Source organism: Streptomyces sp. NPDC048277, from assembly GCF_040652235.1.
Classification (GTDB): Bacteria; Actinomycetota; Actinomycetes; order Streptomycetales; family Streptomycetaceae; genus Streptomyces.
The window spans coordinates 27,563-49,532 of sequence record NZ_JBEZLQ010000016.1 but is presented as its reverse complement, the minus strand read 5'-3'; the positions used below and the strand labels follow the sequence as shown (position 1 = coordinate 49,532).

Here is a 21,970-nt window from a genome sequence, read left to right as displayed (position 1 = left end):
GTCGATGGGCCTGGCGGGCGGTTCCGCCGGTTGGTGGTTCTGTGGGCGGGTGGGCAGCGCGGTATCAGTGGTCGCCGACGGGTCCGGCGCAGCGGTCCGGCCAGTCGCCCGGGCCAGGCGACACACGGTCCGTCAGGACGTGGTCCAACCGTGCGAGTGCGGTCTCGTCGGCATCCTCCAGTACATGGGATGCCGTGTGCGTGTCGGGCAGTTGGCGCAGCAGCACCAGGGGAATCGCGCTGCCGGTACGCACGTCGAGCACCTTGAAGGTGCTGCCCGGGGCGAACACGACCTCGTCGTCGCCGTCCAGCAGCTGCCGTACCCGGCGACCCGTGACCGACCAGATCGCGAAGCCCACGCCCGCGATCCGGGCCTTCCCGGCCGGGTCGAGGGGCAGCCCGCTCAACGGCGCCGGATCCCGCAGCATCGCCCCGGGCCTCAGCTCGCCGTGGCCGCCGGCGCCGCCCAGGCCACGCAGGACGGCTCCGCGATACGACGGCAGCCGCCCGAGCCCGGACGCCAGGCATCCGGCGTACGGCACGAGACGCTGCTCCCCCGCCCGCAGCGAAGTCGTCAACTCCTTGTGGTCCAGCGGGGATTCGTTGTTCCGGAGATACATCCGCAACGCGATCAGATCGATCCGGGCCGCTTCCTGTTCCTCGCCCCGCAGCGCGGGCATTCCCGCCAGCGCCCGGTTCACCGCCGCGCTGTGCCGCTCCCACACCGGCTCGGCGAGCGTCCGGAAGGAGCTCCGCTCCGGTGTGGTGCTGCGATGGCGAGGCGACACCGGTACGTCGGGCAGCGGCCGACGGCCGCCGGACTCGCCCGGTGTCTGTGCCTCTGGCTCTGCCCTCTCTGGCTCTGCCACCTCGGCCGGGGGCCGTGCTCCGTCGGCGGCGGCGGCGTCGGGTGCGCGGACGGGATCAGGGACAGGGGCGACAACGGCAAACGGGACGACAGGGCCGTCGTCCTGCTTCCGCGGGCTTCGCCCGCCCGCCAGGGACGACGGCTCCGGCGTGATGCCCCCAGCGGTCGGCACTGGTCGGGGGGCGGGTGCGTCGGGGACGGGTGCGGGGACCGCGGGAGCGGCGGAGAGAGCGGCAGACGCGCCGCCGGCGACCGGCTCGGGACGGGGTGCCTCCGGCTTGGAAACCGGACCGGTGGCCGTCTCGGTGGTAGTCCCGGAGATCAGGCCGGTGACGGGCTCGGTGACCGGCTCGGCGGGTGTCTCCGCGGACGACTCGCCTGACGAACCAGCCAGTGGCTCAGCCGGTGACAACGTCGGCCCCGGCGATCCCGGTCCTCCGGCCGGGGCGCGCCCGGACATGGTGGCCGGGCGTGCCGTGATCGGCGCCCGACGTGGCGCCGGTGACGCGGGGACACCCGCCGGAGGAGCCGAAGTGGTCCCCGTCGGCGGGGCGGAGACGGCCGCCGCGGTGTCTCCGGCGGCACCGGTCACAGCCATCGGGCGCGGGACGGCCACGGTGGCCGCCCCGCCCAACGCCCCGCCTGCCCGCACCACCGCCCCGCCGCGACGCGGCGGACGCGGCGTCTGTTCGGGCGGCGCGAAGCGGATGACGCGGAGGGCGTGATCGGCCGCGAGGGCGCGCAGGGCATGGCCACCGTCGGACGGGATGGCGTGCACGTGGAGAGTGGTGCGGGCGCGCAGGTCGGGGGCGAGGCGGCCGAGGAGGCGGGAGAGGACGGGCCAGAGGGAGGCGTCGAGCCGGTCGCCGGCGCGGCCGACCTCGACGGTCGGGCCCTCGATGCTCACGGGGCGCATGCTCATCGGCAGGGGAGTGCCGTCACGGGTGGCCACCCACAGCCCGGCCCTGGTGATCGTGGCCTGCCAGCCGTCGGAGAGGCGGATCACACCGTCGGCCGCACCGCCGGGGTCCGGCACCGGCGAGGACCAGCGCAGCGGCCGGGGAGCAGGGGCGGGAACGGGGCCGGGAGCGGGCGCGGGAATGGAGGAGTTGCCCGGCTCGGAAACTGGCCGGCGAACCGGCTCCGCATCCGGCGCGGGCAGTTTCGGGGGCAGACACATCACGGCGTCCATGAACGGCAGCCAGCGCGGATCTCCGTCCGGGCCGGCCAGCACGGACCGTACCCCGTAGGTGCCCAGCGGGCCGGCGGCGGCGAAGAGCGGGAGCCCGGTGGTGACCTCGACCTCGGCGTTCAGCAGACCGGCCACCGACTGGCCCAGCGGCAGCAGGTCCCGCCGTCCGCCGGGGGCGAGCCGGACGCCGGGGCGTACGGCGGCCGGCAGGGCGCCGAGGAGTTCGGCGACGTCGGTCGCGACGACGTCCTCGCCCCACGGCACGCCGACGACCACGGCCGGACGCCTGGGGTCGACGGGTATGGCGTGGAACAGGTCACCGGGCCGGGGCGCGGTCGCCTCGGCCGGGCGGATCAGGAGGCCCGCCGGGATCTGGTCCACCACGCAGCCGTCCGCCGTACGGACCGGTGCCCGGCGTATCGCGGCCTGCCAGTCGGGCGCGGGAGCGCGCGGCCCGAGCGGCTCCGGTTCCCGCTCCGGCGCGAACCGCCACCAGCCGCCGTCCCCGGGAGGAACGAACACGGAGCCACCCGGCACCACGAGGACCGGCCCGTCGGGGGCCTCGACCGTCAGGCCCCACGCGTCGGCGATCCGGCGGGCGGGCGCGGGTCGGTCCCGGCGGTCGTGTCCGGTGCCGGACATCACCAGCCGTACGGACCGGGTGCCGGATTCCCGCAGGGAGTCGAGCAGCTCGCTCAGCCGGGACCAGAGCGCCGACGCGTCGCCCTCGCTGACGGCGACGATCGTGACGGTGCCGCCGTCCTCCGCGCGCAGCACGCGGGCCAGGTCGGCGACGTCGGCCGAGCGCAGCGTCTCGTCCGTGACCGAGCGGAGCAGGAGCAGTCCGTCGTAGTCCTCGACCAGTACCCGAGGCCCTTGGGACGGCTCCCTCTCCCGCCCCCGCTGCCCGTCCTGTTCGGCGCGGGACGGCACGGCGGCGCGGCGGCGGGCCTGACGGTCCTTCCAGCGGCTCATCCGGCCTCCTCCCCACGCGTACTCACATCACGCACCCGTATGCCCTCTCCCGACCCACATGACCTTCGCCCGGTCCCACCGGCCACAAGCCGGATTCTGGTGCTCGACTCTCAACTCACTGCCCGACTCATTACTTGAATCATTACTCAACTCATCACTCAACCAACTGTGGACCACACTTGGTTGCTTCCGAACCTCGAACCGTCGAACGCCGGGCGACACCGGCTCACTCGCGCCCTCCCGGCGTCCCGGTCTCCAGGACCGCGCCGGCGGGACTGGACGGATTGACGTACAGCCGGTGCCCGGGCGGCAGTTGGGGCAGCAGATCGGCCGTGGTCCGGCGTGCGAAGGCGAAGCCGCCGACGAGGTCGAGGTGGACGGCGGAGGTGAAGACGGGAACCACGGGGGTGCCGTCCGCCGCCGTGGCGGTCACCGGCGATCCGTCGGGCAGCGTGAGCACCGCGACCTCCGCGGCGGCGAGGGCGTCGACCACGTCCTCGGGCGGTCCGTAACCGGTGACGGCGAGTTGGAGGGCGGCGTCGACGGCGTCCGTGGGTTCCGGCCAGCCGAGGGTCTCCGGGGAGGGCCGGTAGGCGTCGTTGTCCTCCCACTCCTCGATCTCCCCGCCGACTCCGGAACGCCACCGGCCGGCCACGGCGAAGGCCGGTGGCACGCCCTCACCGTGCCAGCCCGGATCGACCGCGCTGATCCAGTGGTCCGGGGCGAGCCGGGCGGCCTTCACGACCTCCTCGGGCGGCTCGGGCGGGGCGCCCCGGAAGGCCGGGCCGGTGCCGGTGCCGGTGTCATGTGATGCGTCCGGTGCGTGCGACGCGGTCGTGTGCTGAGGTGGCATGAGATCGTCCAGGTGGTGGGAGGGCGGCCAGGGGATCACGGCCGGGCCGCCGATGGTTCGCCGGCCGGGTCAGGGTCGAAGTGCCGTACGGCGCCGCCCGGTTCGACGATCGTGATGCGGAGGCCCAGATCGGCCGCTGCCAGGGCGGCGACGGTCCCCGTGACGGTGGCGCCGGTATCGCGCCACTGCCGCAGCAAGCGGTACCGCTGGGCGAGTGAGAGGGTGACCTCGCTGGGCGCCAGCCCTCCTGCGAGAGCGGCGTAAGCGAGTTGATCTCTCATCAGTTCCACGTCATGAGACCTCAGTTCATCAACGGTCAGCACGGGTCGGGCACCGGCCCAGTCGTCAGCGGCGAGGCGTGGGGCACGCTCCGCGGCGTCAGGTTCGGCGAGCCGGGACTCGACCCAACGGTGCAGCGCGTCGGCGGGGGCCGGCCCCGAGAGCAGCACACTCAGGCCCGGCCGGTGCGGGAGGCCGGGCGACCGGACCTTCAGCGCGTCCGCCAGAGCTCCCGGCAGCCAGTCGTCGTCGCCGGCCGGCTGATGAAACGCCAGTTCTGTGGCGTCCGCGTCCGCGTCGGGGTCGAGACCGGTGTCCGTGTCGGGGTCGGTTTCCGTATCCGTGTCGTGGTCCGTGTCCGTGTCCGTGTCCGGGTCAGCCGTCGGTTCCGTTTCCGTGTCCGGTTCGGCATGCGGTTCCGGCTCCGGTCCCGGGGGCTGGGCGGGGGCGGCGGCGAGGGGAATGAACCCGGTCGCCGGAGCCACGGTGGTGGGGACGGTCGGCTGCTGTCCTGCCGGCGGGGAGGACTGGGGGAGCTGTCGCGCCTGCCATGCGTCATGGGGCCTGGTGACGGCCCAGTCGGCGGCGGAGGATCCGCTCACCGAGACCCGCCCGGAGTTCGCGCTGCCGCCCAGGGCCGCCGTCGTTCGTGAGGCCCAGACGGACCTGGCCGTGGTCCGGACGACCTCGTACCGCAGCGGGAGCGGGGCGCCCGGCCGGGGCACCGAGGCGTCGCCCGACACGCCGGCCAGCACGATGTCGGTGTCGTACAGGTCCCGGTTGAGGAGAACGGGGTCGCGGGCGATCAGATCGGCGACCTCCGCGTCGGGCACGGCGAACCGGCCACCGGGCAGGTTGAGCCAGGTCCGGCCGGGACCGGCGCCGACCGCCGAGACGACGTACGCGGGGGTCTTGCCCGGGGCGAGCCAGGGTGACGCGTCCTCGCCGGTGCGGCGCGGCAGGCCGGAGGGCCCCGGCCTCACGATGCTGAGGACGGACCCGTCCAGGCGCGCGCCCGCCGACAGCGGTTGCCCCCAGTTCCGGCCGACCGGACGGCCGAGGGCGTCAGGCATCCCGGTCTGCGGGGCGAAGGCTCCCATCATCTCAAGGTGGAAGGTGGCCAGCTCGACCAGGTTGTACGGGTTCCGTCCGGCGGCGATCGCCCGCAGGGCCACTTCGGCCAGCTGGGCGCCCTTCGAGCCGTCGGGCGCGTTCAGATGCAGCACCCTGGCGGCGGTGGCGCCCCGGTCGGTCACCCCCCTGAGCCATTCGACGGCGGTCACCTGGGCCCAGAACAGGCGTGACAGCTCCGTCTCGCCGACCGCGGCCGACGGGCCCAGGCCCAGCGTGCTGGCAGCGATCGCCTGGAGGTTCCCGTGGGACCGGATCTGCTGGGCGCTCGTGGCGAGCTGCGGTACCCGGACGAAGTCGGTCAGCGCGCCGCCCCGGGGTGCGGCCGCCGCCCGCGCGAGCAGAGCGCGGTAGGCGGCGGCGTCCAGCATGCCTGCACTGCCACCGTGATCCCGCCGGTCGGCGTGGGCCGCCCGCTGGAACAGGTCCATGGTGAAGGGGCCCATCCCGGTCAGCGTGGGATCCTGGTGCCACATCGACTCCAGCGCGCCGATGCCCCGGAGCAGGTCGTCGTAGGTGGGGTCCTCGTCGATGCCCGGGCCGAGGGCCAGTCGCAGCGCGCGCACCAGCCGCAGGGTCCGGAGCAGGATCTCTCCCGGCACCGGCGCCGCGTCGGTGTGCAGGCCCGCGATCCGGGCGCGGTCGGCCAGCTCCGCGAGGAGCGGCTCGGGCCAGAACTCCAGGAACTCGCCGCCCCGCCCCTGCGCGTCGGCCATGACCGCCGCCTGGAAGTCCGGGTTCGAGCCGTGCGGGTGCGCATGACCGCTGACGCGGTCCGTGGCCCGTACGCGTTTCCGCATGCCGTTGGCCACGCTCTGGGCCACCGCAATGTCCGCGAGCGGGTCGGCGGTCGGCGGAAGGGCCACGGCCGGGTTCGTGGCTGCGCGCACGTTACGGCCGTCGGTGCTGCGACCGGACCAGCACGCGGAAAGGTAGATCCAGTCCTGGTCGCGGAGCCGCCTCAGACTCGGGCTCCGCTTGAGCGAGCCCGTGAACTCCTCGCCGGTGGCGCGGTAGGTGGTGCCGTCCTCCTGCGGTATGTCCACGGTCCCCGGCAGGCCGTGCACGACGAGGTGGTACACCCGCTGGCCCCGACGCGCGCCGCCGGGTCGCTGGATGGTTCCGATCGGAACCTTTGAACCAGGGTGCAACCGTATCGCGGACGTGATCCGGTGGAGGTTGCGGTACGCCCGCTCCCGGCTCCCCGCCAGCTCGGCCGGTTTGAAGTACGCCCGGCCGACCTGCGGGTTGCCGTCCGCGTCGGCGACGAGGGTGTAGCTGACGGCCCTGCGTTCCCACTCGGGGATGTCCGTGCGGTCGTCCGTCAGCACCTCGCCGGGGCTGCTGCGGATCCAGTCGCCGCGTGGCACGCCCTTTTCCTGGTCAAGGGCGAGCGAGGCGGGCGTCCCGTCGTCCTTCGTGCTCAGGGAGGGTTTGCCGCTGGTGGACCACACCTCCCGGCCGAGCCGGGAGGCGAGTTCGCGGGGCATCCGCGGCCGTCGGCCTCCGGCGTACGGGACGACCAGTACCACGGGGACGTCCTTGGGCAGTCCGGCCAACACCGGGTCCGTCGCCAGCAGCTCGATGAACACGTCGTGCCCCACCGTGACCTCCGTGCCGTCGCGCAGCCGCACGGTGACCACCTCGGAGTTTCCGCCCGCGAGGATGACGAACGGCCGTGGCCGCCCCGGTTGCGGCCGCCACGGTGCCACGCGGTGATCGGTCGCCTCGGTCGTGCCGCCGTCGCGTTCGACGAGCACCTCAGTGATGGCCAGGTTCAGGTCCAGATGGTTGCCGATGCCCGGCTCGTCGATCCAGTTGCGTCCGTAATGGGTGCCGTCGGAGGCGGTGAGCGCGGTGGCCCGGGACAGGCCGCCCCGGAGGGTGAGGCCGAAGACGGTCAGCGTCGCGAGACCGGGCGCCTGTGCCATGGCCGGATCGACGGCGATCCGCAGCAGGTCTGCGCGGAGTGTGTTCGTCACGGGTGTTCCCTCGTCCAGGAGCAGCACCTCGCGGGCCACGGCGTCCAGGTCGAACTGCCCCTCGCGGAGCGCGGAGTCGCCCGCGGTCTGCCGCATCCTGTCCAACCGCCCGACGGCGTCGCGCAGTGGCGTGTACAGCCCGTTCCTGGTGATTCCGGTGCCGAAGATGCCGACGAGTGCCTGGTCGTACCGGGCATCGGGGGTGGGCGGCGCAGGAGTCGGCGACTCCTCGGGCTCGGGAGTGTCCAGATCCATGTCCGTCGAGCCGAGGGAACCGTCCGGGGATGCCGGGGCGGTGCCGTGCGGTTCCGCACGCGGCATCAGCGCGTCGAAGTCGACGGGGCCCGTCACGTTCGGGGCGCCGGGCATCGATGCCGGGGTGGTCGGGGTGTCCGGAGCGCCGGAACGGCCGGGTTCCGACGTTCCGGCGGTGGCGGTCCGCAATGCCGGGAAGCCGGGCGACGGTGTCGGAACACCGGCCGCGCGGGGGGTGCCGTCGAGGCCCTCCGGCCGCTGACCGAGGCCGTGCCGGAGCCGGTCGGCGAGCGTTCGCGCCTCATCCAGCGGCCCGCCCGCCGCCAGCAGACCGGCGACCTGTCGTACGGCATCCCGCAATCCGTTCCCGGCATACCGGAAGTCGGCGAGTACGGGGTGCGGCTCCGGCGGCATGACCAGGCCGACGGCCGTGTCCCAGTCCCCCCGGGTGGTTTCCGGGCCGGTGCCGGGCACCGTGTCCGCGAAGTCCGCGAACTCCTTGTTCCAGATCCGCCGAGCCGCCCGGGCCGCGACGGCCTGCAGGGCCTCGGGCCAGGGACCGGACCTGACCATCAGCTCCCGGACCCGGTCGACGGGATCATCGGCGTCGTAGATGCCGTCAGGGTCGCGGAGGCCGTAAGGGTCGCGGATGCCGAGGACCGAACGGTCGGCCGGAAAGTCGCCCTCCGTCACCTGATGGGCGATCCACCGGCGTTGCGCCTCGTCACCGTCTACGTCCGGGACAATGAGCGGGTCCGGATCTGGTCCCCTGTCCCGTCCGTCGTTCCTCGGGTCGCCGAACGAACGCTCGCCGCCATCGGTACGGCCTCCCTCGACGGACGGCTCGTTCGTCGCTGTCGTCGCCGTCACCACTGGTATGGGTGGAGGGGGAGTTGTCGGTACGGGCGGAGGTGGGGTCGTCGGTTCGGGCGGGGTGGTTGGTACGGGCGGAGGGGGAGTCGTTGGTACCGGCGGAGGCGCGGTTGTCGGTGCCGGCGGGGGTGGCGTCGTCGGTACGGGCGGTGGAGTAGTCGTGGTCGTCTGCCCGTTGATGGTTGCCGGGGTGTGCCGTGTAGGGGTGGTGTCGGTGTCCGTGACGGCGGGGGGCGCGCCCGTGGGGTCGAGAGGGCGCGGCAGGGCGGTCAGATAGGAGTCCCCTCGGAGGTACACGGTCGCCTCGGGCAGCGGTCCGCTGCCGAGGGGCCGGTTGCCGGAGAAGAGCTGAGTGGAGCCGTCCTCCGCGACCACCGTCAGGTCGACGCCGAGGGCGCGCGCGGTCAGCGACGCGGCCAGGTCGGCCGTGGCGCCGTCCCAGCGGCGGGCCCGCTGCACATGGAGCTGGATCAGGCCCCACTGCTCGTCGGCGGTGAGCCCGTCGCGCACGGCGTCGGTCAGGCGTCCCCCGTCGGCCTTGACGGCGGCGCGCAGGGCCGGGTCGCTGCGGAGGGCGCGGGCGATTCTGGTTTCCAACTCCTGTGTGTGGAACATCGCGTCCGGGTCGAGGGCCATGTCCTCGGGAGGACCCATGCGCCGGGCGACCCTGGCGACCCGGGCGGCCATCCGGGCGGGGGTCGTGCGAGGGTCGCCGAGACCGTGGGCGACGGCGGCGAAGAAGCCGTTGCCGTCCCCGTTCGGCCGGTGCAGGTCGTAGACCCGGGTACGGCCGTCGGGTTCGGTGGTGGTCAGGGTGCGGTGGTCGGTGGCGGCGTCGAAGCGTACGCCGTCCCGCGCCGGGTCCGGCTGCCAGGGCGGCCGTGCGTATGCCGGGCGGGCTCTCCGGTCTGCTCCGCCGTCCCCGGACTCGTTGTTGCTGGACTCGCCCTTCTTGACGTCGTCCTTCTTGACGTCGTCCTTCTTGGGTTCCGGGGGCCTGCTCTCCGCGGCGGCCGGCGGCGGAGTGAAGGTGACCTCGTCCGGTTCGCGAGGGGCTTCGAGGTGCGGCAGGCCGTCCAGGGTGGCGTAGAGCTGGTGCCAGCGGGTCAGCCGGTCGGTGTCCTCGCGTACCCGGGCGTACTCGTCGGCCAGCGCCTCGGCGGTGGTGCGGGCCTGCCGCAACCGGCCGGTGAACTCGTCCAGCCGGCCCTGGGCCTCCTCCCGGGTCTGCCGGGCGGCGGTCACCTCGCTCTCCGCCGCCTCCCGCAGGTCCTCCAGCCGTCGCTCGGCCGATGCCCGCTGCCTGTCCAGCAGGTCGGCCTGCAGTGCGGCCCAGCCGTCGTGGGCGGGTTCCGCGGACCGCGTCTCCTCCTCGATGTCCCGCAGGGCCTCGCGCGCCCGGACGATCTGCGGGAGCCTCTCGACATCGCGGTCGGTGAGCGCGGTCAGGTTCCGCTCCGCCTGCCCCAGCGCCGCCTCCAGCCTCGCTCCCTCGCCGCGGCGCAGGTCCCAGTAGGTCTTGTCGGCGGCCGTCCACGCCTTGTCCGCCTTGGTGACCGCGTCCCATGCCTTGGCCACCTTCGGCGGGAAGCGGGTGTCGTCGACGAGGCCGAGGTCGCGGGCGATGTCCTCACGTACCCAGGCCAGGACGGTGGTGTCGGTCTCCACCGCCTGCTTCGCACGGGTGGTGTCGCCGAACGGGCCACGCAGCAGCCGTACCGCCCCGCTGTCCTTCACATGGTGGCGGACGGCGGCCACGCTCAGCCAGGTGGTGGGAATGGCGAAGAGGAACGAACGCGTCGTGTTCGGCTTGACGTTCACCGAGGCCAGCCGGTCACCGCTCGCGGTGAAGGCGTCGGAGTCGGTGGAGGAGCCACCGGGAAGGGATGCGCCCATCTGGTTGGTGCCGGTGTTCTGCGTGGATGTGACGGGGCCGGCGCCCAGCGAGGAATCGGTGGTGCCGCCTCGGGTGGCGGACATGCCGCCGGCCTGCGCGTTCCGTTTGGGTGCCTCGTGCTTCATCCCGTCGGTGACGGTGAGCAGTTGGGCCCTGCCGAAGTCGGGCTTGGAGTACAGAGCCAGGTCGCCGTCCGCGCCGCCGAAGAAGCCCCGGTCGGTCAGGCCCGGTATCCGGTACCCCTGTGTGGTCAGTGTGTGGTCGTAGAAGGCGGTCAGCGCCCCGTTTCCGGTCCCGTCCTCCAGGTTCTGCGCGGAGCCGGTGCCGGCCCGGGTCAAGGGGGTGTCCAACGCCTTCGCGAGTAGTTCGGCACTCGGCAGGCCGGTCTCCGTCGGATCGGTCTCCGGCGGGTCGGCCTCCGTCCGCGCGGCCTCCGGCAGCCTGATCGAGGAGTCGTACGCGGCCGCCAGTGCCAGGGTGTTGGCGTTGTGCAGCTGGTCCAGGCCGATGACCCGGCGGACCTTGAAACCGTCCTCGGGCAGGGTGAACGGTTTCGTGGTGCGGTCGCGCGGATGCAGTACGTCGTGCCAGCCGCCCGCGCCCATGACGTCCGGTACAGCCACCTTGTGCGGAGCGCCGGGCGGGTCGAGGGCAGGCGGGGCGAGCGGGTCGGGCAGCGGGGCGCCACCGTCGGCCGGGACGACCGGATCGGGACGCATCAGGCTGAGGGGGAGGTGCTCGATCAGGTCTCCCACGTCGCCCTCGGAGACGACGGACAACCGGCGCCGGCCCGTGACCTTCCGCCCCCACCGCACGGCCCGCGCCTGGAGGTCGGCGTCGGGAGTCTCCGGGTGGTCGGTCTCGTGGCCGCCATGCGCGTCCCCGGTGTCCGTGACCTCCAGGCTGAGACGGAGCCGGTAGCGGGTGACGTACTCGCCGTGTGCCTGGGTGGTCGTCGCCGTGGCGATGCGGACGCCGCTCTCGGAACGGTTCTGGAGCACGCCCTGCTGGGTGGAGCCGACCTGGGAGTAGGTGGGGCCCGCCGCCCGCACGATGTCGTTGCCGGTGTGCACGCCTTCGGTGACGACGGTGCCCACACTGGCGCCGGAGGTCCGCTCGCGGCTCTCCTGGATCGTCTCCACCCCCTGCCGGTGCTCCTCCAGCTCCACGCTGTGGCCCAGGCCCGCGAACCCCGGCCCCGCGCCGTCGGCGGCGGCCCCGTCGCGGTGCACCCTGACCGGGATCAGTTCCACGCGGGCCCTGGCCCGCCGGTCCCCGATCCACAACCGCGCGGTCTCGGAGCCCCAGCGGCCGACTCCCGCGGTCACCGAGGCACCCGAACCGACCATCTCCTTGCCGAGCGCCCGCACCACCCGGTCCGACGCCAGCCGGAGGACGGCGTCCCGGTCGGCCGTGGACAGTCCGAGCGGGCGCAGCTTCTGGTCGAAGTCGAGCAGCACGGACGCCACGTTGAGAGAGTTCACCGGGAAGCCGCCGAACGGGTTGTCCAGCAACCATGGCTGCGGTGACCAGGAGCGGTGGGTGTAGAGGGGCACGCCACCCTGGTCGTCGGTGCTCCAGTGGTCGGTGAGCAGGAGCAGCCGGTAGGCGCTCTTCTCCGGGATGTGGCCCGTCCAGCCGTCGTCCACCCGCACCCGCCGTCCCGCGTTCCACGCCATCCGATGCGGTGTGCCGCGCCGGCCGATCGCTCGCCGGCCGACCGTGGAGGAGGCTGCCGCGATCTCGTGCTCGACGTCACCCGTCACCAGGACCTGGCGGTTGAAGTCCTTGCGGTTGATCTCGGCGACGGCGGTCCGCGACACGGTGAGCACCTGGGAGCGGTCGAGCCGGTACGGGCTGACGGCGACACCGTAGACGCCGGTCACTCCGGGCCCGGTCGGGTGGGAGTGCAGGTAGTTGAACTGGCCGCCGAAGAACACGGTGCTGACGCGGGCGTTGCGGCCGGCGACCGGGGCGATACCGCCGATCGTGGTCTCGGTGTCCACCGTGACGGGACCGGTCAGCGGGGTGAGGCTGTCGGGCACGATCTTCGTGCGGTGCGCGAGGACGGAGGAGCGGTTCAGGTACGGCGCCTTGTCCCACAGCCCGGAGACCCGCCACGCGAGGGGGCTGGAGGTCTGGTCGAAGTTGGCGGTGAGGTACCGGCTCTGGAAGGCCCGCAGCGCGGCGTCGTGCGAGGGGGCTCCCTCCTGCGAGAGCAGCCACGACCCGTGGGACGCCTCCTCCAGCGTCTGCCGGGCGGCCTGGGCGAGCGCGGGGTCGGCGGTGACGGCCAGAGTGAGGAAGGGATGGCTCTGGTACGCCTGGGGGCGGTGGTGCGCGGCCCGTTCGAACAGGGCAGGGGTGGCCAGGGCCAGGTCGCGGGCGACCCGGGGCACCATGGGCAGGGGCAGGCTGTGCAGAGCGTGCGGGGTGCGGGTGGCGGCGCCGGGCCGGGGGACGTGCTCCACCGGGGTGCTCAGCAGCACCCGTCCGACCAGGGGGTCGCGGTTGTGCGGGGCCGGCCCGAGCAGATTGCTCTCGCTCTCGGCGAAGACGAAGGGCTGCGTGCCCAGCAGGTTCAGGAAGAGGACGCCGCGCAGCAGGCTGCGGAGCCGCCGGAAGCCGCCCCGCCGGGCGGTGATGGTGAGCTCGTAGCTGTGGAGGTGCGAGCCCTTGGTACCGATGGCCATGGCCTCGTGCGTGACGCTCGGACCGTGGTGGCTGTCGGAGTCGTTGCGGGCCCCGTACCGCCCGCCGCCCGAGAACGTGCCCGCGTGCGACGGCCTGCCGCTGTTGTCCCTCGTGGCGTCGCGCACCGAGACCAGACCTTCCAGGCCGACGTGCCAGCCCCGCCCGCCCCTCTGCTGCCCGCCCAGGTTCTCGCTGCCGGGCGCGCTGTACCGCAGCCGCAGGTCCTTCTGCGTTCCCTCGAACCGCCGCCCGGTCAGCCTCGCGTCGATCCACACGTGCCGCAGACCCCGGGTGAAGCGACCGGAGTCGACCAGGTCGATACGCAGCCCGGTGGTCATCATCGTCTCCAGGGTGCCCGCCATGCTGTGGCGGGTGAGCGTGTCCAGGACCTCCTGGGTGTTGGACTGCACGATCTGGAAGTGATCGGCGTCGCGCCAGCGCGGGTTGTCCGGGTTGAGCTCGGCCGGCGGGGCGATCAGGCCCGGGTAGGCCCGGGCGACCTGGTCGAGCACCCGGTGGGCGACGTGTTCGGGGAAGGTGCGTTCCTGACCGTCCACGGTGCGGGTGGTGGCGCCGTCGGCGAAGGTGAACTCCTCCGGGCGGGACATGCCCAGGGTGGTCGGGTCGTCCTCGGTGAGGTACGGCGGCACCGCGGGCTCGGCTCCGCGCGGCAGGTCCCGGTCGAGACCGGCCAGCCGCCTGGCCTCCGTACGGGTCATCCGTTCCACGGCCCAGGTCTGGAAGGTCTGGCTGCGCGGCGGCAGGCTCCACGTCCGCGGCGGGTTCTTGCGCAGCTTGCCCCGCCGCTCTCCCCCGTCGCCCCGCTGGTCGGGCAGCGGGGCCTTGGTGTCGGGCGGTGCGGTCACGGTGATCGTCTTCTGGACGATGTAGAGCTCGGTCGGGTCGCCCTTGGCCTGACCGGCGGTCTTGATGGCGCCGGTGCCGCCGGTCGTCGAGGAACGGCTGCGGGAACTGCCGTAGCGGGCGTTGAGGCCGAACAGCACGCGCAGGCTGAACTTGCCGTCTCCCAGGCCCAGGAACTGGAAGGAGGGTCCGACCGCGCCGCCGATCTCGGTGTTCTTCGACCGGCCCGCCACCCGTTCGTTGCGGACCGTGGACTGGGTGATGTCCCGCAGTTCGGCGGCCGTGGTCTCGCTGATGCGGACCGCTTCGCCGGAGCGGACCTCCACCGAGAAGGTGCCGAGCGGCGAGCGGCCCGCCGAGTCACGGGACAGCGACGGGGTGGTGGTCCGGCCCGCGTTCAGCACACCGCTCATCCGGTGGAAGCCGTCGGTGGAGAAGAAGTCGCGGAGCTGCGAGTCGGCGACACTGTCCGGCTTGACCCCGGTCTGTCGCAGCGCCCAGTCGCGGATGTGCCCCACGGGACCGTACGCCTCGGTGTTGACCAGGCGGTAGGCGGGTCTGCCGTGGAGGTTCATCCGGTGGGGCACCGGCTCCGTGCCGGCCTCGCCTTTGGCGAGGCTGTCGGCCAGCCGGGCTTTGACACCGTGCCAGACGGCGAATCCGGAACGGAAGCCGACCGCCCGTCTGTTGCCTTCCGGGACGGTCCTGCCGTCCCTGTCGACGGGACGCCCCCGGCCGTCGGTGATCTTGATGTCGTACCAGACGTCTCCGAGGTGGGGATGGGATCCGTCGGTGGTACGGGTCTCGGTCTGGTTGATCGTCTGGTTCTGCATGGCGGACTGCGTCCGCTTGCCCCATGACTTGGTGAAGTTGGCCCGGCCCCAGACGGCGATCGGCAGGCTGACAGGCCCGACCGGCGTCGACGCCACCAGGGCGATGGAGTCGCTGTTGACGGCGGTCCGGCCGGTCGTGGTGGTGGACCGCTGCATGGTGTCCACCTTGACCGGGTTGGCGAAGCCGAATGTGAACCTGCTCCAGTTCCCGTACGGGCGGGCGGTCATCGTGAGCACGCGGGTACGGCCGTCGGCGGTGCGGTAGGTGAACTCCTGGCCGTCGCCGAAGAAGCCGTCCGGATTGCGGGCCAGCCGCAGCCGTACGTCGTCCCGCAGGCTCCGTCCGGCGATGCGCCACCGCTTCTTGGGCGGGGCGGGAGCCAGCGCCGCGGGCAGCTGCTCGATGACCTCGGCAGCGACCTGGTCGGCGCCGCGCAATTCGGGGTTGCTCTGGCCGAAGACGTAGGAGCGACGCAGGATGTCCCGGGGGAGCCCGGGGAACAGGGCGGCGACGCCGCCCATGTACGCGGGCAGCCGGGACCCGTCGGTGAACCGCACCGGTCCGCCGCCGTCCAGCGGGGCGGCAGGCCGCTCCCGGTCGATACGCGGTGGTCGCCGCCTGTCGATGTCCTGGCCGACCCACGCGGGCGGCAGGGCGTGGGACCGCGTGCTCGCCGGAGGCGGGGCGGGTGGGGGGACGGGCGGCGGGACGGTTGGGGGCGGCGGGACAGGTAGGGGCGCGTCCTCCGGGATGCTCCCCAGCGGGGTGGCGAGCGGGCGGGTCGGAGGGGGCACGGCGGATCGGGGACGGCCGACGGGGGGCGCGCCGTCGGTCGCCGGCGGGTCGGCCGGAGCGGTGGTCGGCACAGCGGAGTCGGTGGACATGTCGGTGACCGGCGGGGTGCTGACGGAGCTGACGACCGGGGGCGTGGCCGCGGCCGCGGCCGGAGCCGGCCGCCTGAGCTTCTTGGGGCGGACGAAGGACCAGTCCCCGTTCCTGTTGTACGCCGTGGTGGTCATCACGAGGCCGAGCTCGTTCGTCGACGCGTTCTGCCGGAGATCCAGTGGGCGCATGGTCGCGACCACCGTGTGGCCGAGTGCGTCACGGTTCGCGAGGACCCGGCCGAGTCCTCGTGTGTCCGGTCCGAGACCCACGGGGACGATGCGCGTGACGAAGCTGTCGATCTCGTTGACCTGGGGGTCGTGGCGGAGCAGTTCGGCGATCTCCTCGTAGGGCACGTCCCGGGAGGTCCCGCCGGGCCCCGGCATGAGGGCGGTGTCCGGTTCGGTACCCGGGCTCAGGACCACGACGTGCGGAGTGCCGCGGTCGGCGCCGCTGGTCCACGGCGTCGGGTAGTCCGGCTGCGTGCTGCCACCGGTGGGGTCGACGACGCCGTAGGTGTCGGTGCCGAGCCGACCGGTGTACGCGTGCGGCGACCAGTTCCGCCCCACGGGGCGGCCGTCCGTCGAGAAGACGCGGTTGGCGGGGTCGAAGGCGCCGTGCCGTTGCAGGTCGTAGGCGGCGAGCGCGGCCGGGCGGTGGACGTCGCGCCCGACCGCCGCCGCCCCGGCAGCCGTCCACAGCAGCGCCTCCCGGTATGCCGGTGTGCCGGGGTCCGCCGCCTTCGGCAGGTGCAGCACCCGCCTGGCGAGAACATCCGCGTCGGGGTGGTTCTCCACCGCCTCGACCGCGTTGACGGTAGCCCACAGCAGCCGTCGGTGGTCGGCCGGTTCGACGCTCCGGTCGGGCGGGATGTCCAGCACCTGCCGGGCCCGTGCGTCCAGGTCGCCCGTGGCCAGCAGTTCCCGGGCCCGGTCCACGCTGGGCAGGGCGACGAAGCCGGACAGGGCGGTCCCGCTGTCGGCGTCCAGGGCGGCGAGCGCCGCATCGAGCGTGGCGCGCACGTCGGCCAAGGCCAGGGACGAGGGCGGCGGGGTACCGGGGACGGGCCGCTGTCCGGTGTGCGCCCAGATGATCCGCTCCAGCAGGTCGAGGGTGAACGGGCCGCCGCCCGAGTGGTCCGGGTGCTGCCGCCGCATCGACTCCAGGGCGCCCAGGCCGCTCAGCAGCGCCTGGTAGGTACCGTCCGCGTCATCCCGGTCGTCCTCCACGGAGACGCCGAAGGTCTGTCGCAGCGCACGCACCAGCCGCAGCGTGGTGTCCCGTCTGTCCTGCTCGTCGATCCCCGGACCGTCGAGGCCGGCGATCCGAGCGAGGCCGTCCAGAGGGCTCCCCTCGGGCTCGGGCCGCACCTCGATCCAGTCGCCCGGAGCGCCCGTGACCGACATGAGCAGCCCGCTCTTGCCCGCCCAGGAAATGTGCACCCGGTTGGGAGCGAAGACCGTGCGCCCCGTCTCGTTGGCGATCCGCTGGGCGGCGGACAGAGCCGCGAGACGGTCGGCGGCGAAGGGGGCGGGGCTGCCGAAGCCGACCTGCTCCGCACTGTCGGGAGCATCCGCCCAGCATGACATGAGCACGATCGGTACGTCGGGGGCGAGTCTGCGCAGGCTGGGCCGACGGCGCAGAAAAGGGCCGATCGCCTGGCTCCGCACCATGCCGGTCTCGGAGCGGGCGCCGACCACCTGCGTCCTGCCCGGCAGTCCGTGCGCGTTCAGGAAGTAGACCCTGCGGCCTTTCCACGGCACCGGACGAGGAGCGCCGACCGGCTCGCCGGTGACCGGATCGGCGTCGTACCACTCGGAGGCCGAGAGCTTTGCCTCCATGCCCTCTTCGCGCAGCCACTGGTCCTTGGTGCCCATCAGTGACCGGCCGCTCGAACGTCCGTCGAGTGCGAGGGTGACGCTCTTGATCTCGCTGAACCGGAACGCCCTTCCGTCGACGGTCAGGAACCGGTCCTCGGCCGGGCTCCGGTCGAACCGGTTCGTCCGGTCGGTGTCGTCCAAGTCGTCCGGCTCGCTCACGATCCAGGTGCCCAGTGGCCTCTCGACGTCACGGTCGTCGGACACCTTGACGACGAGGCGGGAGGTCTTCGGGTCCGGGTCCGAGGTGACCGTGCCGGTGTGCGCCCACACCTGCCGACCGGAGCGGAAGGCGGCTGTACGAGGCAGGTCCAGACCCATGTCGCCCGCCTCCGTCCAGGCCAGCACCACCGGCATGCGGGGGTCGGATACCGCCAGGGCGGGGTCCATGGCGAGGAGTTCGGCGAACTCCTCGGAGGAGAGCCGCCACCGCCTGCCGTCGGCCAGCGCCAGCCTGGTGTGGTTGTGGCCGCCGTTCGCGGTGCTGATCACGAACGGGTCGGGCGCGCCCGGGTTCCCCGCCGAGGGCCACGGACGGGACGTGGTGGTGCCGTCGTCCTGCGCCACCACGCGATACCCGGAGGTGTCGGCTTCCCGACCCGGACCACCTGTCCAGTTACGGCCCCGGGGGGTGCCGTCCGGCGCGGTGAGGAGGGTGTCCGCCGAGAACAGGCCCTGCCGGCTCAGGTGGAAGGCGGTCAGGGCTGCCGCGCTGGTGGCCCGCCCGGCGGCCGTCGCGGCGGCCACCAGGTCGTACAGGGCGCGCAGGCGGTCCGGCGCTGCGTCGGTGCCGAAGGAGGACCGGGGAGCGACCGCGGCGGTCGGGATCGGCCGATGGGAGCCCCGGATGGTGTCCACCTCGGCGCCGGGGCGGCGCAGGGCGAGTTCGGCGATCTGGTCGAGACTGAGGGAGCCGGAGCCGAGTTCCGGGTACAGCTGCTCCAGCCTGGCGACCACGGGCGACAGGGGCGACCGCTCGACGTCGATGACGGCCCGGCGCCGCCCGGCCGGCGCGTCGGTCGTGCCGGTCGGGCCGGGCACAGGGTCGGTACGTCCCCCTCCGTGTGTGACGATCGGGAAGTCGGCGACGCTCACCTCCCTGCCCCAGCGCCTGCGTACCGTGGCCAACGCCGGGCCCGACGCGGCCAGTTCGCGTCGGATCGCGATCCGCAGTGCGTCGGCCACGGCGTCCGCCCGTCGCTTCCCGGTCCACCGCGCCATGGTGACGGCGCTGGACCCGATGGCGAACCGGGGGCCGTTGCCGAAGCCGGTGACGGTGATCCGGGGAACGCGGAGCCCCGCACTCAGGTCGCGCAGCCCACCCGCCACGACCTCCTTCGCCAGCTCGTCGATCTGCCGCAGCCGATCCTCGTCGAGTTGCTTGTCGCCCTCGTCGAAGTCGACGTACGGCCGCGACGGCGCCCGGACCGGCACGGCGGCGACCACCGAGAGTGCGGCGGCCGGGTGCGGTGGGCGCGTCTCCTCGGATGTCCGCACCTCGGCGCCCGCCGCGGAACGCGGAGCGGACGACGACGTGGTGCGGGGGACCGGGGTGGGCGTGGGAACCGGACGGGCGTCTCTGTCGGCCGGCGTAGCCCGACCGGTCTCCACCACGGGCTTCCCGGCCGTTCGGGGTCCTTCCGCAGGGCCCGGGGCGGGGGCGGGTGCCGGGACCGACAGCGCGGCGGGGACTCCGAATGCGGACCTTCCCGCGGCCGGGGGCGCCGGGGAGCCGGGCGCGGGTGCCGGAAGACTGGACGTCCGGACGGCCTGCGCGGCATCGGGCGCGTCGGGGCCACCGCCGTGGACCCGGACCGGCAGGCCCGACTCGTGCCGGAGGCGGTCGGCGAGATCGGTGGCCACCCGCACGTTGCCGCCGGTCACCAGCAGGTTGGCGACCTGTCGTGCGGCGTCCCGGAACTCCTCACCGGCATACCGGGAATCGGTGAGCACGGGGTGCGGCTCCAGGGGCAGAACCAGACCGACGGCGGTGTTCCACGCGCTGGACGGGTCCTCGGCCGGATTCCCGTCCGCGTCCTGTGGCACGGAGTTCGCGAAGTCCGTGTACGCCTCCTGCCACATCCGCCGTGTCGCGTTCGCGGCAGTGACGTCGAGCACCTGCGGCCACGGTCCGGGCCGCAGCATCAGGAGCCGAGCCTGATCGACGGGGGACAACCCGCTGTCATACAGGGGAAGTTGATCGCCGCGACCGAGCTCTGCCTGCGCCCGCAGATCGGGAGTGATCGTGACCCCGGCCGCGATCAGTTCGTCGAGACCGACCGTACCGTCGACGACGACATCTGACATGCCGGTGGCCAGATCCCCGGGTGACACCCGCTGGGCGATCCACTGACGCTGGGCGCCGTCACGGGCCACGACCGGCGCGATGTCGGACCGGGTGTCCGGTGCCGGGGCGGACGAATCCACCCCCAGGTCCGGCAAGCGGTCCTCGATCTCGGCCGGTTGCCTCCGGGCACGCTCGGCGTCGGCAGTGGCCTCCGCACGGCCGGCGACGTCGTGGCTGTTGCCCACGTCGGCGTGTTCGTCACGCACGGCGTCGACGTCTCTGTGGATCTCCGGTACGCGGGAGTTGCCTTTGGCGCTGCCGTCGGGGGTGGTCGCGGGTGAGTTCGGTGCGCGATGACCGGTCGCGTCCGGCGCGTGGGGGGCGTTGGAGGGCGTGGTCACCGGGGCGGGGGACAGGGAAGCGTGCGAATCCCGACCTGTAGGAGCGTTCAGGCCCTGGCTGTGGCCCTGGCTCTGGCTCTGGTACTGATTCTGGTTCGGGACCTCGTTCTGGCTCTGGTGAGTATGTACGTCGGTGTCGGCGTCCGCGCTCGTCCGGCTGTCCGTGTCGCTCTCGTAGCCGCTGTCGCTCCCGGTGTCTGTGGACAGGCCCTGGGACGATCCGTTGGAGGACGTCGGAACCGAGGTGCTCGGGGTGTCGAAGCCTTGCCCCAGGCTCCGACCTTGGCTCTGCCCCTGGTCGGAATAGCCGTTGACATCCGGGATCGGCGAGGACGAGGTGATCGGGATGCCGCGGTTGCCCTTCAGGTTCCCGGAATGCGAGTTCAAGGCTTCGGAGTCGCCGTTGCCGTTGCTGTTCAGACCGTCCGAGGTCCCGTCGATGTTCCCGGTGTCGAGGTTCGTGTCGAGACTCGACAGGTCGGACGTGGACGAAAGGCCGCCGCTGGACCCGTTGCTCCCCGAACTGCCCGACGTCTCGGAGTGATCGGTCCGGTTTCCCGAGCCACCGACGCGGTTGCCGCCTCCGCCCCCGCTCCCCCTCCAGGTGTTCGTGTCCACGGCGTTGCCGCTCCGGGAATCATCGGACGTGAACTTGTCGTCCTTCAGGTTTCGCAGCGAGACCATGCCGTTCGTGATGCCCGTGTCCAGGCCCGCCTCGACCCGTTCGCTGAGCCCGGCGCCCACGAAGGTCATCCAGCTTGAACCGAAGTTCCCGTAGAAGACGGCCATGGTGATGGCTTCGGCCAATGACTCGGCTGCGCCGTCGGCGACGAACTCCAAGGGCTGATGCTTGATGTCGAATTCATCTGGATCGCCCAAGTCGTTCTTGCCGTTGCCGTGATTGCTTCCGTAGTCGGCGCCGTCGCCGTTTCCGTAGTTGTTGCCGTATTCGTCGCGGTTCTTATTGCCGCCTGAACCGTTCGGGACGTCACTGCGATTCCCGTTGGCGCCGTCATTGTGACTGCCGTTCGGGATTCCGTCACCACTGCCCCGGTAATTGTTGGGACCGTTGACGTGGTCGATGGAGAAATTATTGTCCCACTTGTTCGACGGGTCCTTCAGGGTGTTCTTGAATGCATCGTCGATACCGTTGTTGATCTTCTTCGCTATGTCACCGAAAACCGACGCGAAGTGGCCGCCCGCCGCGCCGAAGAACAGGCTGAAAACGATGTCTCCCCCACTGATCCCGCTGGGCCGCTGTCCGTCGGGGGCCCATTTCATCAGGGCCAGCCGGACCATCAGGGTCTGGAACGCCTCCTCGATCGCCTCCGTGATGGCCGGAAGCAGATGCAGACGCATGCTGAGTTCGAGAAGGATCACCAGCATCCGGGCCCTGGAGATCAGCTTCTGCACGGCGATCTCGCCGAGTGAGGCGCCGCCGGTGAAGTACGACAGCGCCGTGAGCACGGCGATCTCCACCGCCAGCCTGATCAGCTCGGCGATGAGCTGCCACTTGGCCTCGCGGATGTCCATGCCCGTCTTCCGCAGCCCGGCGGACACGTCTTCCAGGCCGTCGGTGAGCTGGTCGAGATACGGCAGCATGACGTTCATCGAATCGGTGAAATTCGTCCCGACTTCCCCGGGCAGCGAATCGCCGACGTATTGGATGGCCTCGCGTATCTTTCCTTTCAGGGAATCGACACCGATCTTGGTGGCCTGAAAGTCGAGGCTCTTCTGATTCGCTCCGTCCTCGTTCGTATCGGGGAACATCTCGCCCGTGAGGATGAAGGTCATGACCTTCTGCCATTGGTTCGGCATAATGGCCAT

The 21,970-nt window shown here is 72.5% G+C and carries 3 protein-coding genes; all 3 read right to left on the bottom strand.

Translation table 11 applies throughout. From position 1 onward, the window contains the following. Positions 1-64: 64 nt before the first annotated feature. Complete coding sequence (locus AB0D85_RS30945) at positions 65-3,034, bottom strand: hypothetical protein (RefSeq protein WP_362327416.1); 2,970 nt, start codon at positions 3,032-3,034, stop codon at positions 65-67. Between the two features lie 226 nt (positions 3,035-3,260). Further along, positions 3,261-3,887 (bottom strand): type VII secretion system-associated protein, encoded by a 627-nt coding sequence (locus AB0D85_RS30940; protein WP_362327413.1) that lies wholly within the window; start codon positions 3,885-3,887, stop codon positions 3,261-3,263. Between the two features lie 35 nt (positions 3,888-3,922). Further along, complete coding sequence (locus AB0D85_RS30935; RefSeq protein WP_362327410.1) at positions 3,923-21,970, bottom strand: lonely Cys domain-containing protein; 18,048 nt, start codon at positions 21,968-21,970, stop codon at positions 3,923-3,925.

Bases quoted from the DNA above. Each gene is read 5' to 3' on its own strand.
- AB0D85_RS30935 (WP_362327410.1), bottom strand. From the start codon at position 21,970: ATGGCCATTATGCCGAACCAATGGCAGAAGGTCATGACCTTCATCCTC.
- AB0D85_RS30945 (WP_362327416.1), bottom strand. From the start codon at position 3,034: ATGAGCCGCTGGAAGGACCGTCAGGCCCGCCGCCGCGCCGCCGTGCCG.
- AB0D85_RS30940 (WP_362327413.1), bottom strand. From the start codon at position 3,887: ATGCCACCTCAGCACACGACCGCGTCGCACGCACCGGACGCATCACAT.